General features: G+C 72.4%; 11 protein-coding genes and 1 pseudogene. All 12 read left to right on the top strand.

Annotated features, from left to right (window positions below; translation table 11 throughout):
• Positions 1-5: 5 nt before the first annotated feature.
• The 12 genes and pseudogenes from ligA to OG488_RS26520 all read left to right on the top strand — a co-directional run bounded on the left by ligA (position 6) and on the right by OG488_RS26520 (position 15,847).
• Positions 6-2,201, top strand: a complete 2,196-nt coding sequence (gene ligA / locus OG488_RS26465; protein ID WP_329233112.1) for an NAD-dependent DNA ligase LigA — start codon at positions 6-8, stop codon at positions 2,199-2,201.
• A gap of 336 nt (positions 2,202-2,537) precedes the next feature.
• Complete coding sequence (locus tag OG488_RS26470; RefSeq protein WP_329233113.1) at positions 2,538-4,682, top strand: putative bifunctional diguanylate cyclase/phosphodiesterase; 2,145 nt, start codon at positions 2,538-2,540, stop codon at positions 4,680-4,682.
• Between the two features lie 154 nt (positions 4,683-4,836).
• Positions 4,837-5,133 carry an Asp-tRNA(Asn)/Glu-tRNA(Gln) amidotransferase subunit GatC gene (gene gatC, locus OG488_RS26475; RefSeq protein ID WP_014153935.1) on the top strand — a complete coding sequence of 99 codons (297 nt, stop codon included), beginning with the start codon at positions 4,837-4,839 and terminating at the stop codon, positions 5,131-5,133.
• Between the two features lie 5 nt (positions 5,134-5,138).
• Positions 5,139-6,641, top strand: coding sequence for an Asp-tRNA(Asn)/Glu-tRNA(Gln) amidotransferase subunit GatA (gene gatA, locus OG488_RS26480; RefSeq protein WP_329233115.1), 1,503 nt, complete (start codon positions 5,139-5,141; stop codon positions 6,639-6,641).
• A gap of 5 nt (positions 6,642-6,646) precedes the next feature.
• Positions 6,647-6,880 carry a hypothetical protein gene (locus OG488_RS26485; RefSeq protein ID WP_329239023.1) on the top strand — a complete coding sequence of 78 codons (234 nt, stop codon included), beginning with the start codon at positions 6,647-6,649 and terminating at the stop codon, positions 6,878-6,880.
• A gap of 16 nt (positions 6,881-6,896) precedes the next feature.
• A complete protein-coding gene (gene gatB / locus OG488_RS26490) occupies positions 6,897-8,405 on the top strand; it encodes an Asp-tRNA(Asn)/Glu-tRNA(Gln) amidotransferase subunit GatB (protein WP_329233117.1) in 1,509 nt (502 codons plus the stop codon).
• Positions 8,406-8,601: 196 nt separating this feature from the next.
• Positions 8,602-10,713 (top strand): phosphocholine-specific phospholipase C, encoded by a 2,112-nt coding sequence (locus OG488_RS26495; protein WP_329233119.1) that lies wholly within the window; start codon positions 8,602-8,604, stop codon positions 10,711-10,713.
• Between the two features lie 150 nt (positions 10,714-10,863).
• Positions 10,864-11,087, top strand: a pseudogene (locus OG488_RS26500) (hypothetical protein); the annotation flags it as partial.
• A gap of 27 nt (positions 11,088-11,114) precedes the next feature.
• Positions 11,115-11,669, top strand: coding sequence for a GNAT family N-acetyltransferase (locus tag OG488_RS26505; RefSeq protein WP_329233120.1), 555 nt, complete (start codon positions 11,115-11,117; stop codon positions 11,667-11,669).
• A 50-nt stretch (positions 11,670-11,719) separates the two neighbouring features.
• The gene (locus tag OG488_RS26510; protein WP_403912825.1) at positions 11,720-12,373 is read left to right on the top strand and encodes a hypothetical protein; all 654 of its coding nucleotides are present in this window, start codon (positions 11,720-11,722) and stop codon (positions 12,371-12,373) included.
• 127 nt (positions 12,374-12,500) lie between these two features.
• The gene (locus tag OG488_RS26515; RefSeq protein WP_329239339.1) at positions 12,501-12,710 is read left to right on the top strand and encodes a hypothetical protein; all 210 of its coding nucleotides are present in this window, start codon (positions 12,501-12,503) and stop codon (positions 12,708-12,710) included.
• A 92-nt stretch (positions 12,711-12,802) separates the two neighbouring features.
• Positions 12,803-15,847, top strand: coding sequence for a helix-turn-helix transcriptional regulator (locus tag OG488_RS26520; RefSeq protein ID WP_329239026.1), 3,045 nt, complete (start codon positions 12,803-12,805; stop codon positions 15,845-15,847).
• Positions 15,848-15,859: the final 12 nt, after the last annotated feature.

Here is a 15,859-nt window from a genome sequence, read left to right on the forward strand (position 1 = left end):
AGGCGATGGCCGGCGAACAGCAGGCGCGGCAGCTGACGGGTGTGCCGGCGGAGGTGCGGGAACAGCACGCACTCCTCGCCGAGCAGATCGAGGAGCACCGCTTCCGGTACTACGTGAAGGACCAGCCGGTCGTCGACGACGCCGAGTTCGACCGGCAGATGCGCGCCCTGGAGGCCATCGAGGACGAGCACCCCGAGCTGCGCACACCGGACTCCCCGACCCAGAAGGTCGCGGGCCCCTACACCACGGAGTTCACCTCCGTCGAGCACCGCGAACGCCTGCTCTCCCTCGACAACGCCTTCGACGACGAGGAGCTCGCGGCCTGGGCCGAGCGCGTGGCCAAGGACGTGGGCAGGGGCGGGTACCACTTCCTGTGCGAGCTCAAGGTGGACGGCCTCGCCGTCAACCTCACCTACGAGCACGGCCGGCTGACCCGCGCGGCGACCCGTGGCGACGGCAGGACGGGGGAGGACATCACCCCCAACGTCCGTACGATCGCCGAGATCCCGCTCCGCCTCAAGGGCGACGACGTCCCCGCGCTCGTCGAGATCCGCGGTGAGGTCTTCTTCCCCATGGAGGCCTTCGAGGGGCTCAACGCCCGGCTGGTCGAGGCGGGCGACAAGCCCTTCGCCAACCCGCGCAACGCGGCGGCCGGATCGCTGCGGCAGAAGGACCCCAAGGTCACCGCCACCCGCCCGCTCCACATGGTGGTGCACGGCATCGGTGCCCGCGAGGGCTTCGACATCGACCGGCTCTCCCAGGCCTACGACCTGCTGAGGGAGTGGGGCCTGCCGACGGCCAGGCACAACAAGGTGGTCCGGTCCCTCGACGAGGTGCGGGAGTTCATCGCCTACTTCGGTGAGAACCGCCAGTCCGTCGAGCACGAGATCGACGGCGTGGTCATCAAGCTCGACGAGATCCCCCTCCAGGGCAGGCTGGGCTCCACCTCGCGCGCGCCGCGCTGGGCGATCGCCTGGAAGTACGCCCCGCAGGAGGTCAACACCAAGCTGGTCAACATCCGCGTCGGCGTCGGACGCACCGGGCGGGTCACGCCCTACGCCCAGGTCGAGCCCGTCGAGGTGGCGGGCTCGGAGGTCGAGTTCGCCACCCTGCACAACCAGAACGTGGTGAAGGCCAAGGGCGTCCTCATCGGCGACACGGTGGTGCTCCGCAAGGCGGGTGACGTCATCCCCGAGATCCTCGGGCCCGTCGTCGACCTGCGCGACGGCAGCGAGCGGGAGTTCGTCATGCCGTCCGAGTGCCCCGAGTGCGGGACGGCGCTGCGGCCCATGAAGGAGGCCGACATCGACCTCCGCTGCCCCAACGCCCGTTCCTGCCCGGCCCAGTTGCGGGAGCGGCTCGCCTACCTCGCGGGCCGTAAGTGCCTGGACATCGACCACTTCGGCTATGTGGCCGCCGCCGCCCTGACCAAGCCGCTGGAGCCCGCGGAGCCGCCGCTGCTGGACGAGGGCGACCTCTTCGGGCTGACGGTGGAGCAGCTGCTGCCGATCCGTGCGTACGTCCTGGACACGGACAGCGGGCTGCCCAAGCGCGACCCGAAGACGGGCGAGGAGAAGATCGCCACCGTCTTCGCCAACCAGCAGGGCGAGCCGAGGAAGAACGCCCTCGGCATGCTGGAGGGCATCGCGGAGGCCCGGCAGGCCCCGCTCGCCCGGATCCTCACCGGCCTCTCGATCCGTCATGTGGGTCCGGTGGCCGCCGTGGAGCTGGCCCGGCAGTTCCGGTCCGTCGACCGGATCGACGAGGCGTCCGAGGAGGAGCTGGCCGCCGCGGACGGCGTGGGGCCGATCATCGCCGCCTCCGTCAAGCAGTGGTTCGCCGAGGACTGGCACCGCGAGATCCTGCGCAAGTGGCGGGAGGCCGGGGTCCGGATGGAGGACGAGGGCGTCGGCGAGGACGAGGGCCCGCGGCCCCTGGAGGGGCTCACCGTCGTGGTCACCGGCACGTTGGCGACGCACACCAGGGACGGCGCGAAGGACGCCCTCCAGAGCCTCGGGGCCAAGGTCACCGGATCCGTCTCGAAGAAGACCTCGTTCGTGGTGGTGGGCGACAACCCGGGCTCCAAGTACGACAAGGCGATGCAGCTGAAGGTGCCCGTCCTGGACGAGGAGGGCTTCGCCGTGCTCCTGGCGGAGGGGCCGGACGCGGCCAGGGAGGCCGCCGTTCCCGCCGAGGCCTGATCGAGGCGCGATCGAGACGCACGGCGGCGCGTGGCCGCGAGTGTGGGGGGAAGTATGCGGACGGGGCGGACGCGAGGTGCCGGGGCCCGCTCCCCCTCGTTCGCGTCACCCGTTCGGCACACACGCGCATCACCCGTTCGGCACATAGCAGACAGTGAGGGGCGTCAGCTCCCCATTCGGGCGAGAGCTGCAGAGCGCTGCCCGCGGGGGCCTTCGGCGGCCTACTGTTGAACGAGCACCTGCCGTGCCCGGCCGCGTGGTGGGAATCGGGTCGTGGTGGCATGGGAGCGGGGGCCACCGTGGGACATCGGCACCGCCGGCTGTGAGAGGGACGGAATGAAACCGACCGAGAGCGCCGCAACGGTGTCGCGGCTGCAAGGTTTCGTGGGCCTCACGTCAAAAGTGGGCGCCGTCGTCGTGGCGGTCGCCGCGGTGCAGCTCGCCGCCGGCTTCTACCGGACGGTCGCCGACGGCCGCGCGCTCTTCCCCGCCGGCACCGCGGGCTGGTCGCTCGCCGTGCTCACCGGGATCATCGTGGGGCACCTGGTCGCCCTCGGGCGCGACCGCTGGTGGGGCGGCACCGGATCCGGCGCCGCCCTCACCCTCGCCGTCTTACTCCTCTACGGCTGGGTGGCCGCCGGGCTGGTCAGCCTCGTCGTCGTGGTGCTCGTCGGCACGGCCAGGCGCCACCGCTGGTGGCAGGGTCTGCTGCACGGGGCGGTGGACATACTCGGGATAGGGGCGGCCGCCCTCGTCCTGTCCGCCTTCGGTGACGTGCCGACCGTCGAGACACCCTGGCGGCCACTCCACTGGGGCATCGACGCCGTGCCGGAAGTGCTGCTCGCCGCCGGCACGTACCTCCTGGTCACCCGCCTCCTGCTCTGGTACGCCAGGGCGTCCCAGAGCGGCGGTCTGCCGACGGTCGCCCGGACCGCGCTGCTGCGCCAGGGCCTCGTCGCCGTCGCCCTGCTCGGCATCGCCCCGCTGATCTGCGTGGTGGCGTCGGCCATGCCCGTGCTGCTGCCGCTCTTCGCCGTCCCCCTGATCGCCCTGGACTCGACGCTCTGGATCGCCCGGGCCCGGGCCGAGGAGCAACTGCGGGACCCGCTGACCGGCCTGCCCAACCGTCAGTGGCTCCTGGAGCGCACCTGGACGGCCCTGGAGGAGGCGGACGGCACCGGCACCCGCTCCGCGCTCGTCCTCATCGACCTCGACCGCTTCCGGGCCGTCAACGACACCCTCGGCCATCTCGCCGGGGACCGGCTCCTGCTCCAGATAGCGGAGCGGCTGCGGCTCGCCCTGCCACGCGGCGCCGAGGCCGCGCGACTGGGGGGCGACGAGTTCGCCGTGCTGCTGCCGACCGCGGACTCGACCACCAGCGCCCAGCGGATCGCCCGCCACCTGGTCGCCGCACTCTCCTCGCCGCTCGACCTCGACGGGCTCACGCTCGTCCTGGAGGCGAGCGCGGGCGTCGCCGTCCACCCCGACCACGCGCTGGACGCCGAAGGCCTGCTCCGGCGGGCGGACGTGGCGATGTACCAGGCCAAGCGCGACCGCACGGGCGTCGAGGTGTACGAGTCGAAGCGGGACAGCAACACCCCGGACCGGCTCGGCCTGCTCGGCGACCTGCGCCGCGCCCTGGACGCCCAGGAGGTGGAGCTCCACTACCAGCCGAAGGTCCGCTTCGACGGCCAGGTGGCCGGTCTCGAAGCGCTCGTGCGCTGGGTGCACCCCGAGCGTGGCCGGGTCCCCCCGGACGAGTTCATCGCGATCGCGGAATCCTCCGGGCTGATGCCGCACCTCACCGAGTACGTGCTGGAGACGGCGCTGGCCCAGGTGGCCCGGTGGCGGGCCCAGGGGCTGTTCGTCCCCGTCGCGGTCAACGTCTCGCCGCGCGACGTCCACACCCCCGGTTTCGCGGGCAGCGTCGCCGCACGGCTCGCCCGGCACGGCGTCCCGGCCGGAGCGCTGCAACTGGAGATAACCGAGCACGTCCTCCTGGAGGACCCGCAGCGGGCCGCCGACACCCTGGCCGGACTGACGGGGCACGGGGTGAAGATGTCCCTGGACGACTTCGGCACCGGCTACTCCTCCCTCGTCCATCTGCGCAAGCTCCCGGTCAGCGAGCTCAAGATCGACCGTTCGTTCGTGGCGCGGCTCGCGGTGGACCACGAGGACGCGGAGATCGTCCGCTGCACCATCGACCTGGCCCACTCGCTCGGGCTGATCGTCGTCGCCGAAGGGGTCGAGGACGACGAGACCTGGGAGCGGCTGCGCGACCTGCACTGCGACGCGGTGCAGGGATGGCTCGTCGCCGCCGCGATGCCGCCGCAGGAGACGACGGCCTGGCTCCGGGCGCGGGGCGAGCACGGATGGCGGCGGCCCGTGGAGCGGGAGGCCGCGGCCGCCCCGGCGGCGGCCGTCGAGCCGGCGCCCGGTTCCGCGAGGCGCGCGCTGAATCCCGGCCCGGCCACGGCCTGAGGCCGCGGACGGACCGGGCACACGGGGACGACGGGCCGCCCGGTGGCCGTTTTGTCCTCAATCGTGGGCCGGGGTCGGTCCGCTCGCCGCAGAGGTGCCCGGCGACCCCATAGGATTGGGCCAAAACCGCACACCAACCCCTGAGGATCGCTGCATGCCTGGCATCACGCGCGAGGAGGTCGCCCACCTCGCCCGGCTGGCGCGTCTGGAGCTGAAGGGCGAAGAGCTCGAGCACTTCGCCGGTCAGCTCGACGACATCATCGGCGCGGTCGCCCGCGTCTCCGAGGTCGCCGACCAAGACGTACCGCCGACCTCCCACCCGCTGCCGCTGACGAACGTCATGCGCGCGGACGAGGTCCGTCCGTCGCTCACCCCCGAGCAGGCGCTCTCCGGCGCCCCGGCCCAGGAGCAGCAGCGTTTCAAGGTGCCGCAGATCCTGGGGGAGGACTAACAGCCATGACGGACATCAGCACCATCATCAAGCTCACCGCGGCCCAGACCGCCGCGAAGATCGCCTCCGGCGAGCTGACGGCCGTCGAGGTCACCGAGGCCCACCTGGCCCGGATCGACGCCGTCGACGAGAAGGTCCACGCCTTCCTGCACGTCGACCGTGAGGGCGCGCTCGCGCAGGCCCGCGCCGTCGACGCCAAGCGTGAGGCGGGCGAGAAGCTCGGCCCGCTGGCCGGCGTCCCGCTCGCGCTCAAGGACATCTTCACCACCCAGGACATGCCGACCACCGTCGGTTCCAAGATCCTGGAGGGCTGGGTCCCGCCGTACGACGCGACCCTCACCACGAAGCTGAGGGCGGCCGACGTCGTCATCCTCGGCAAGACCAACATGGACGAGTTCGCCATGGGGTCCTCCACCGAGAACAGCGCCTACGGCCCGACCGGCAACCCCTGGGACCTCACCCGCATCCCGGGCGGCTCCGGCGGTGGCTCCGCCGCCGCACTGGCCTCCTTCGAGGCCCCGCTGGCCATCGGCACGGACACCGGCGGCTCCATCCGTCAGCCCGCCGCCGTCACCGGCACCGTCGGCGTCAAGCCCACCTACGGCGGCGTCTCGCGCTACGGCATGGTCGCCTTCTCGTCCTCCCTCGACCAGGGCGGCCCCTGCGCCCGTACGGTCCTGGACGCCGCGCTGCTGCACGAGGCGATCGCCGGACACGACCCGATGGACTCGACCTCCATCGACGCGCCGGTCCCGCCGGTCGTCGAGGCCGCGCGCAACGGCTCCGTACAGGGCATGCGCGTCGGTGTGGTCAAGCAGTTCTCGGGCGAGGGCTACCAGGCCGGGGTCGTCCAGCGGTTCGACGAGTCGGTCGAGCTGCTGAAGTCCCTCGGCGCGACGGTCGTCGAGCTGGACTGCCCGTCCTTCGACCTCGCTCTCTCGGCGTACTACCTGATCGCGCCGTCCGAGTGCTCCTCGAACCTGGCCCGCTTCGACGCCATGCGCTACGGGCTGCGGGTCGGCGACGACGGCACGCGCTCCGCCGAGGACGTCACCGCCCTCACGCGTGAGGCCGGCTTCGGCGACGAGGTCAAGCGCCGCATCATCCTCGGTACGTACGCGCTCAGCTCCGGCTACTACGACGCGTACTACGGCTCGGCGCAGAAGGTCCGCACCCTCATCACGCAGGACTTCGAGAAGGCGTTCGAGCAGGTGGACGTCATCGTCTCGCCGACGACGCCCACCACCGCCTTCCCGATCGGCGAGCGGGCCGACGACCCGATGGCGATGTACCTCGCGGACCTGTGCACCATTCCGACCAACCTCGCCGGCAACTCCGCCATGTCGCTGCCCTGCGGCCTGGCCCCGGAGGACGGCCTGCCGGTCGGGCTGCAGATCATCGCCCCCGCCATGAAGGACGACCGGCTGTACAAGGTCGGAGCCGCCGTCGAGGCCGCCTTCGTGGAAAAGTGGGGACACCCGCTGCTCGAGGAGGCTCCGTCACTGTGAGTGCAATGACCAAGAAGGCCAAGAACTTCAAGAAGTCCAAGTCCGGCGTGTACCTGTCGCTCGGCACCACTGCCTTCGGCGCGCTGAGCGTCGCGAAGCAGGCCAAGCTCGCCCGGTCGGAGAACGACACCCTCCGGCTGATCGACGCCGCCGTCTCGGCCGCGGCGATCGTGACCGGTCTGGCGATCCTCTACCGCGAACTCAAGCGTCTCGGCGACGACGACGTCCTGCTGGGCTGAGAGGGAAAGTTACACCGTGACTGTCATTGACCTGGAGTCGTACGAGGACGCCCTCGCGACGTACGACCCCGTCATGGGCCTCGAGGTCCATGTCGAGCTCGGCACCAAGACCAAGATGTTCTGCGGCTGCTCCACCGAGCTCAAGCAGGGCGCCAACTCGCAGACCTGTCCGGTCTGCCTCGGGCTGCCGGGCGCGCTCCCGGTCGTCAACGAGATCGGCGTCGAGTCCGCCATCAAGATCGGGCTCGCGCTGAACTGCGAGATCGCCGAGTGGTGCCGCTTCGCCCGGAAGAACTACTTCTATCCGGACATGCCGAAGAACTTCCAGACCTCCCAGTACGACGAGCCGATCGCCTTCGACGGCTATCTGGACGTCCAGCTGGAGGACGGGGAGATCTTCCGCGTGCAGATCGAGCGCGCCCACATGGAGGAGGACACCGGCAAGTCGACGCACGTCGGCGGAGCCACCGGCCGCATCCACGGCGCCTCCCACTCGCTGCTCGACTACAACCGCGCGGGCATCCCTCTCATCGAGATCGTCACCAAGCCGATCGAGGGGGCCGGCGCACGCGCCCCCGAGGTAGCCAAGGCGTACGTCGCCGAGCTCCGCGAGCTCATCAAGGCGCTCGGCGTCTCGGAGGCCCGCATGGAGATGGGCCAGATGCGCTGCGACGTCAACCTGTCGCTGCGTCCCCACGGCACCGAGACCTTCGGCACGCGCTCCGAGACGAAGAACGTCAACTCGCTGCGCTCCGTCGAGCGTGCCGCCCGCTTCGAGATCCAGCGCCACGCCGCGGTGCTGAACTCCGGCGGGACGATCGTGCAGGAGACCCGGCACTTCCACGAGGAGGACGGCTCCACCACGGCCGGCCGCATCAAGGACAACGCCGAGGACTACCGCTACTTCCCCGAGCCGGACCTGGTGCCGGTCGCCCCTGCCCGCGACTGGGTCGAGGAGCTCCGCAAGGGACTCCCCGAGCTGCCCCGGCTGCGCCGCAAGCGGCTGAAGGAGGAGTGGGGTGTCAACGAGCACGACATGCAGTCCATCCTCAACGCCGGCGCGGTCGACCTGATCGTCGCGACGACGGACGCGGGCGCCCCTTCGGACCAGGCCCGCAAGTGGTGGATGGGCGAGCTCGCCCGTAACGCCAACGAGACCGGCCGCAGCCTGGACGAGCTGCCGGTCACCCCGGCGCAGGTCGCCCGGGTGGCGGAGCTCGTCGCCTCCGGCGACCTCAACGACAAGCTGGCGCGCCAGGTCCTCGAGGGTGTCCTCGCGGGCGAGGGCGACCCGGACACCGTCGTCGAGAAGCGCGGCCTGAAGGTCGTCTCCGACGAGGGCGCCCTGGGCACCGCCGTCGACGAGGCCATCGCGGCCAACGCGGCGATCGCCGACAAGATCCGCGCCGGCAAGGTCGCCGCGGCCGGTGCGCTGGTCGGGGCGGTCATGAAGGCCACCCGTGGCCAGGCGGACGCGGCGCGCGTGCGCGAGCTGATCCTGGAGAGGCTCGGCGTCGAGGGCTGACCCCCGATACGTCCGAGGGGCGGTGCATCCCATCCCGGGGTGCGCCGCCCCTTTCGCGTCCCCACCTGCTGTTCCCGGCGGCCCGCGACGCCCGTGACGGCGGGCCGGACGTTCACCGTGACGCCCTGCGGCGGTCTTCCCGCCGCCATCCGCCCTGACTAGTTTCCCGGCGTAGACACGGAATCGGGAGGCTCACTTGACCACGGACATGTCACGGCGGCGGCTCTTCGCGCTCGGCGGTGGCGCCCTCGGCGCCGCGGCGGCGGGATCGTTCCTCCCTCCGTCGCTCCAGGCGGCCATCGCCGCACAGCCCGCCGACGGGAAGGCCGGGGGCGAAGGGCTCGACGCCGTCGAGCATGTGGTGATCCTGATGCAGGAGAACCGTTCCTTCGATCACTACTTCGGGACGCTGCGCGGGGTGCGCGGCTTCGCCGACCGCAACGCGATCGAGCTCCCCTCCGGCGCGTCCGTCTTCGAGCAGCCCGGGCCGGCGGGGACCACCGTGCTGCCGTTCCCCGTGCGCGGGGCGGCCGAGGCGCAGAAGAAGGACCTGCAGTACATCGGGGCCCTCGACCACTCCTGGAACGGGGGCGCCAAGGCCTGGGCCGGCGGCTGGATGAACGGCTGGATCACCGCGAAGTCGGCCGCGACCATGGCGTACTACGACCGCCGGGACATCCCGCTGCACTACGAGCTCGCCGACACCTTCACGATCTGCGACGCCTACCACTCCTCGATCCACACCTCCACCAGCCCGAACCGCAACCACCTGTGGAGCGGCAGGACGGGCCACGAGGCCGACGGCAGGCGTGCCGTGGGCAACGACGCCTACGACGAGGGCACCCACCCCGGATACGACTGGGGCACCTACGCCGAGCGGCTGGAGAAGGCCGGGCGGACCTGGAAGACGTACACGGAGTGGGAGAACTTCACCGACAACCAGATCGAGTTCTTCACCACCTTCAAGGCGATCGCCCGCAAGGCGCTGGTGAGGACCGGTGGGCACACCTACATGGAGTCCTTCTACGCGGCGGTGCGCGACGCGGAGGAGGCGGGCGAGCGCGCGCGGCTGCTCGGTCTGCTCGACGACGGTGTCGCCACGCTGACGGCGGCCGAGCGCAGTCTCTTCGAGCGGGGGCTCCGCCGGGTCGAGACGGGCACCCTCGCCGACGAGTTCGCCCGGGACGTGGCGGCGGGGACGCTGCCCGAGGTCTCCTATCTGGTGCCGTCGGCCCTGGACTCCGAGCATCCGAGCGTCTCCTCGCCGGTGCACAGCGCGACGATCGTCTACAAGATCCTCGACGCGCTCGGCAGACACCCCGACGTCTGGCGGCGCACCGTCGTCCTTGTCACCTATGACGAGAACGACGGCTTCTTCGACCACGTGCCGCCACCGGTCGCCCCCGCCGAGGTGACCGAGGAGCAGTGGGAGGGCAGGCCGACCGGACTCGGGATGCGGGTGCCCCTTCTCGTCGTCTCTCCCTGGAGCGTCGGCGGACACGTCTGCTCCGAGGTCTTCGACCACACCTCCGTGATCCGTCTCCTGGAGCGCTGGACGGGCGTGGAGGAGCCCAACATCGGCGACTGGCGGCGCCGGGTCACCGGGGACCTCACGTCCGCCTTCGACTTCACCCGGGCACGGCGGCAGCCGGAGACGGCGCCCGCGGCGGCGATCCCGCCGTTCGGCGGACGCTGGCAGCCGAAGCCGCCCGCCGTCCAGACGATGCCCGTCCAGGAGCCGGGCGTCCGCCCCGCCAGGCCCCTGCCGTACCAGCCCGACGCGCAGGCGCGGCGCGTGGGCGGGGAGCTGCGGGTGAGCCTCAGCAACACCGGCCGGTCCTCCGCCCACTTCGCGCTCCACCCCTACGCCGGGGAGTTCCCCGCTCCGCAGCACCGGGACGTCAGGGGCACCGCGCAGTGGACCGTGCCCCTGACCGGTGACGGGTACCGCTTCACCGTCACCGGCCCGAACGGCTTCCGGCGCGAGTTCGGGGGAGCGGCCGACGGCGCCGCCGAACTCGCCTCCCGTATCGACGCCCACGAACGGGACCTGCACCTCACGCTGCGCAACAACGGCCGGCGGACACTGACCTACACCGTCCGGCCGCTCGGCTACGTCGACGAGGACGACCTGAGGGACTGGAGCCGCACCATCAAGGTCAAGCCGGGGCGCAGCCGCACGCTCGTGCACTCGGCGGCCGATGCCCACGGCTGGTACGACCTGCTGGTGACGGTCGACGCGGAGGGCTCGTTCCGCCGCCGGCTGATGGGGCACATCGAGAACGGGAGGGCGAGCGTCACCGGCTGACCGGCTGACCGGCTGACCGGCTGACCGGCTGACCGGCTGACCGGCTGACCGGGTTCGGGCAGGCGCGGGGGCGGCCGGGCCGGCCGCGGGTGAGGAGGCCGGTGGTGTGAACCCGGACACGAAGGTGACCCGCGATCAGGGTCGGCTGCCATCGCGCCGGCCGCCGCCGTCGTACTCGACGCCTTCGTCCTGCGCACCCTGCTGGTGCCGGCCCTGATGCACCTCCTCGGGGCGCGAACCGGTGGCTGCCCGCCCGGTTGGACCGGCTGCTCCCCCGCATCGGCATCGAGCCGCCGGACCGCGCGGGACCGCGTGCGAAAATCCCGGGGGAGCGCGACCACGCGGACCGGCCGGTCGCGCAGCGTGTCCCCTGAGCATCACGAAGACCGAGGAGAGCCACTGTGTTCACCGTGTCACTGGGCGACGACGGGACGGAGCTCCGCCCGCTGGAGCCCTGGCAGGCGGAGGAGTTCCTGGCGCACATGGACCGGGCGCGTGCCCTGGTCGATCCCTGGATCCCGTTCGCGGCGGCCGCCACGGACCTCCCCTCCGCCCGGGCACTGCTCCAGCGCTACGCGGACAAGCAGGCGGCCGACACCGGACGGCTCTACGGCATCTGGCTGGACGGAACCCTGGTCGGCGGCGTCCTGTTCCGGATATTCGAGGCGGAGGCCGGCAACTGCGAGATCGGCTGCTGGCTGGAGTCCGCGGCCGAGGGAAGGGGCCTGGTGACCCGCGCGTCACGGAAGCTGATCGACTGGGCCGTCGACGTGCGGGGCATGCACCGGGTGGAGTGGATCGCCTCCTCCGCCAACACCCGCAGCGTCGCGGTGGCCGAGCGGCTCGGCATGACCCGCGAGGGCGTGCTGCGCGAGGCCTACCCGTACCGCGGCAAGCGTCACGACGAAGAGATCTGGGCCGTCCTGGCGCCCGAATGGCGTTCCGCACGGGGCTGAGGCGCTCAGTGTTAAGGAGGTTCTCATACGGGCCCCCTAGCGTGCGGCGCATGAACACCACCCCCTCCACCCCGACCACTGACGACACCGAGAAGAAGGCGGCCGCCGGGACCGCCCCCGCGCCTGACCTGACGAAGAAGGCCGGCCCCGCCGAGGACGCCGTGCCGGGCGACGTCGCACCGGGTGTGACGCCGTCGGACGTGACCGAGATGGACGTCGCCGCGACGGACGCGGCGGCGGAGGACGGCCTGGAGGTCGACCTGGAGCCGGACCCCTACGCCGAGGCCGAGGCGGCGGCGGCCGCCGGGGTCGGCACCGGCGCCGCGGCCGTCGTGTCCGCCGGGCTCGGCGTCATCTCGCTCTCCGGAGCGTGGACCGGCCGGGTCGCCGCCGAGCGCGAGACCCTGCTCGGCCAGATCAAGACCTCCGGCGGCGGCAGCGCCGCCCAGCAGATCTCCGAGATCTACGGCGACGCCTGGCACACCACGGCTCTCGTCAACGGGCTCTTCGCGCTGCTGGCGCTGCTCGTGGGCGTCTTCGTCCTGGTCCGGCCGGCCTTCGGCACTCCCTCCCTCCGTCCGCAGGCGGGCTGGGTCCGCTCCGTCGCCTTCGCGGGCGTCGCGCTCGGCGTGCTGGGCGTGCTGATCTCCGTAGGCATGTACCTCGACCTGTTCGTCGCCCTGCCGTCCGCCGCCGGAGGCTGAGGACCCACCGGCAGCCGCCTAAGGCATCCGGCACCCGGGCCTAAGGACCCCCACCCGCAGAGATGCGGCACTCGCCCGATGTGGCGGAACCCCCTGGCGTACGACAGTTGGGGCACGGCAAGAAGCCGTGCCCCAACTGTCTTTCCGCATCAGGGAGAAGACCATGTACGAGTACGAGATCCACCAGCTCGCCGTCGCCGAGCTGATCCGCAGGGCCGAGGAGCAGCGCACCGTCCGGCAGGCCGTGCGTGCCCGCCGCGCCGCCCGCCGTGCCGGACGGGACGACACCGAGGGGCAGGCGGGAAAGAACCGGAGCTGGTTCGTCCGTGCCGCGTGACGGTGGACGTCCCGCGAGGAACGGTGGACGTCCCGCGTAAAACGGTGGACGTCCCGCGTAAAACGGTGGCCGGGGTGTCGTACGCGTATGCGATGCTCAGCGACGTGGAGACCAACACCGTCAGCCCCGTCTTCGTCGGCCGGGCCGGAGAGCTGGCCGCGCTCACCGCTACGCTCGCCCGTGCCGCCGCCGGAGAGCCGCAGGCCGTGCTCCTCGGCGGTGAGGCGGGCGTCGGAAAGACCCGGCTGGTCGAGGAGTTCGTCACGGCGGCCTGCCGCCGTGAGGCCGTCGTCGCGGTCGGCGGGTGCGTGGAGATCGGGGCCGACGGCCTGCCCTACGCACCGTTCGCGACGGCGCTCCGCGCCCTGCGCCGCGCGATGCCCGAGGAACTGGCCGAGGCCCTGGCCGGGCAGGAGGGCGAGCTCGCCCGGCTGCTGCCCGAACTGGGCGAGGCCGACCGGGCGCCGACCGACGAGCACGGCACCGCCCGGCTCTTCGAGCTCGCCGCCCGGCTGCTGGAACGCGTCTCCGCGACCCGCACGGTCGTCCTCGTCCTGGAGGACCTGCACTGGGCCGACGCCTCCACCCGGCATCTGCTCGCGTACCTCTTCCGCGTCCTGCGCAACGGCAGGCTCGTCGTGATCGCCACGTACCGCGCGGACGACGTCCACCGCCGCCACCCCCTGCGCCCGCTCCTCGCCGAGATGGACCGGCTCCGCACGGTCCGCCGCATCGAGCTCGACCGCTTCAGCCGCTCCGAGGTCGGCAGGCAGCTCACCGGGATCCTCGCGATGGTCCCCGACGCCTCGCTGGTCGACGACATCTTCGACCGCTCCGACGGCAACGCCTTCTTCGTCGAGGAGCTGGCCCGCAGCGTGGAGTGCTGCGGCGACAGCTCCGGGCTCTCCGACTCGCTGCGCGACCTCCTCCTCGTACGGGTGGAGGCACTCCCCGAGGACGCGCAGAGGATCGCCCGGATCATCGCCGAAGGCGGCTCCACGGTGGAGCATCCGCTCCTCGCCGCCGTCGCCGGTCTCGCCGAGGACGATCTCGACGAAGCGCTGCGGGCCGCTGTCGGCGCCAACCTCCTGCTGCCCGCCCCCGACACCGACGGGTACCGCTTCCGCCACTCCCTGGTCCGCGAGGCCGTCAGCGACGACCTGCTCCCCGGCGAACGCACGCGCCTCAACCGCCGCTACGCCGAAGCGCTGGAGGCCGACCCCGCGCTCGTACGTGCCGACGAGCGCGCCGCACGCCTCGCCAGCTACTGGTACGCCGCGCACGACGCCGTAAGGGCACTGCCCGCCGTGCTCCGCGCAGCCGTGGAGGCCAGACGCCGCTACGCGTACAGCGAGCAGCTCCGGCTGCTGGAGCGGGCCATGGAGCTCTGGGACGACGTCCCCGACGCGGTACGCGCCACCCTGCGGCCCCTCGACCACGCCGAGGCCTACCCGGGCTGCGGCTGCGAGCCGGCCGACCCGCTGCGCTACCTCGACCTGATGGCCGAGGCCACGGTGGCCGCCCGCTTCGGCGGTGACCGCGAACGGGCCCTGGCCGTGGCGAAGAAGGCCCTGCGCATCCTGGACGGGGAGAGGGACCCGCTGCGCGCCGCGTGGTTCTGGGTACAGCGCTCCCTGCTGATGCAGAGCCTCTCCCGGGGCGACGGCCGACAGGAACTGGCCACCGCCGAGGAGCTGGTGCGAGGGCTGCAGCCGTCCGCGGTGCACGCCGACGTCCTGGCCTCCGTCGCGAGCTGGGGCGCCCTGCACCGGCCGGGACCCGAGACCCTCGTCGCGGCCGACCGGGCCGTGGAGTACGCACGGCTCGTCGGCGAGGAGTCCATCGAGCTGCACGCCAGGCTCACCCGCGGCTGGCTCACCATCGACGCCGGCGGCGTCGAGGAGGGCGTCGCCGAGATGTACGACGTCCGGGACCGGTCCGAGGAGCTGCACCTGGTGGGCGTCATGAGCCGCGCCGCCATCAATCTTCCCTCCTCGCTCGAATCCACCGGCCGCTCCCAGGAGGCGGTGACCGCCGCCGACCACGGCATCCGGATCTGCAACGGCCACGGGCTCCCCGAGTCCGAGGCCTGGGTACGGGCCAACCAGGCCCAGTCGTACTTCTCGCTCGGCCTCTGGGAGGAGAGCCGGGCGGCGGCGGACGCCGCGGCCCCGCTGGCCCGGTCCCGCAAGTCGAACGGACTCGTCGCCGCCCGCCGTGCCGATCTGGCCCTGGCCCGCGGCGACTTCGAGGAGGCCGAGGAGCAACTGGCCCTGAACCGACGCCATCTCGGCCTCCACGACCCCCAGCCGCAGCACCTGATCTGCCCGGTCCGGCACGCCATGACCCTCGCGGCCCAGCAGGGCAGGATCCCCGAGGCACGGGCCATGTTCGAGGCGCAGTCCGACACCGGCCTGCCCGCGGGAACCCAGCGGTACGCGCTGCCGCTGCTCCACGCCGCCGCCGCGATCGAGGCCGACGCGCGGGGACTGCCCGCCACGGACCCCGGGCGGCCCGCGATGCTGCGGCGGATACGCGGCCACCTCAAGCAGTTGCCCATGGTGGTGCCCGTCTGGTCCGCCTACGGCCTGCTGATCGAGGCGGAACTGGCCCGCGCGGAAGGGGCGGACACCCCGGACCACTGGTGCCGGGCCGCCGCGGCCTTCACCCCGCTCCGGCGCCCCTACGAACTGGCCCAGATCCGTCACCGCTGGGCGGAGGCGATCCTCACCGCCTCGGGTGACAGGGCTCCTGCCGCGGGCCTCCTGCGCGAAGCCCACGCCGTGGCGCTGCGACTGGGCGCGCGGCCGCTCGCGGAGAGCGTCGAGCTGCTGGCGGGCCGGGCCCGTATCGCGCTCGCCGCGCCGGCCCCCGCGGCCGAGGACGAGGCCGCCGACCCGGGCGATCCGGTGCCGGTGGTGGACGCGATCGAGTCGTTCGGGCTGACCTCGCGGGAGCAGGAGGTGCACCGGCTGGTCGCGGCGGGCTACACCAACCGCCGGATCGCGGAGGAGCTCTACATCTCGCCGAAGACCGCGAGTGTCCACGTCTCCAACATCCTGGCCAAGCTGGGCGTCTCCAGCCGTGGGGAGGCGGCCGCCCTGGCGCACCGCTTCCGCCTGTACGCGGCGGCGTGAGACACGGCCGCC

Source organism: Streptomyces sp. NBC_01460 (genome assembly GCF_036227405.1).
Classification (GTDB): domain Bacteria; phylum Actinomycetota; class Actinomycetes; order Streptomycetales; family Streptomycetaceae; genus Streptomyces.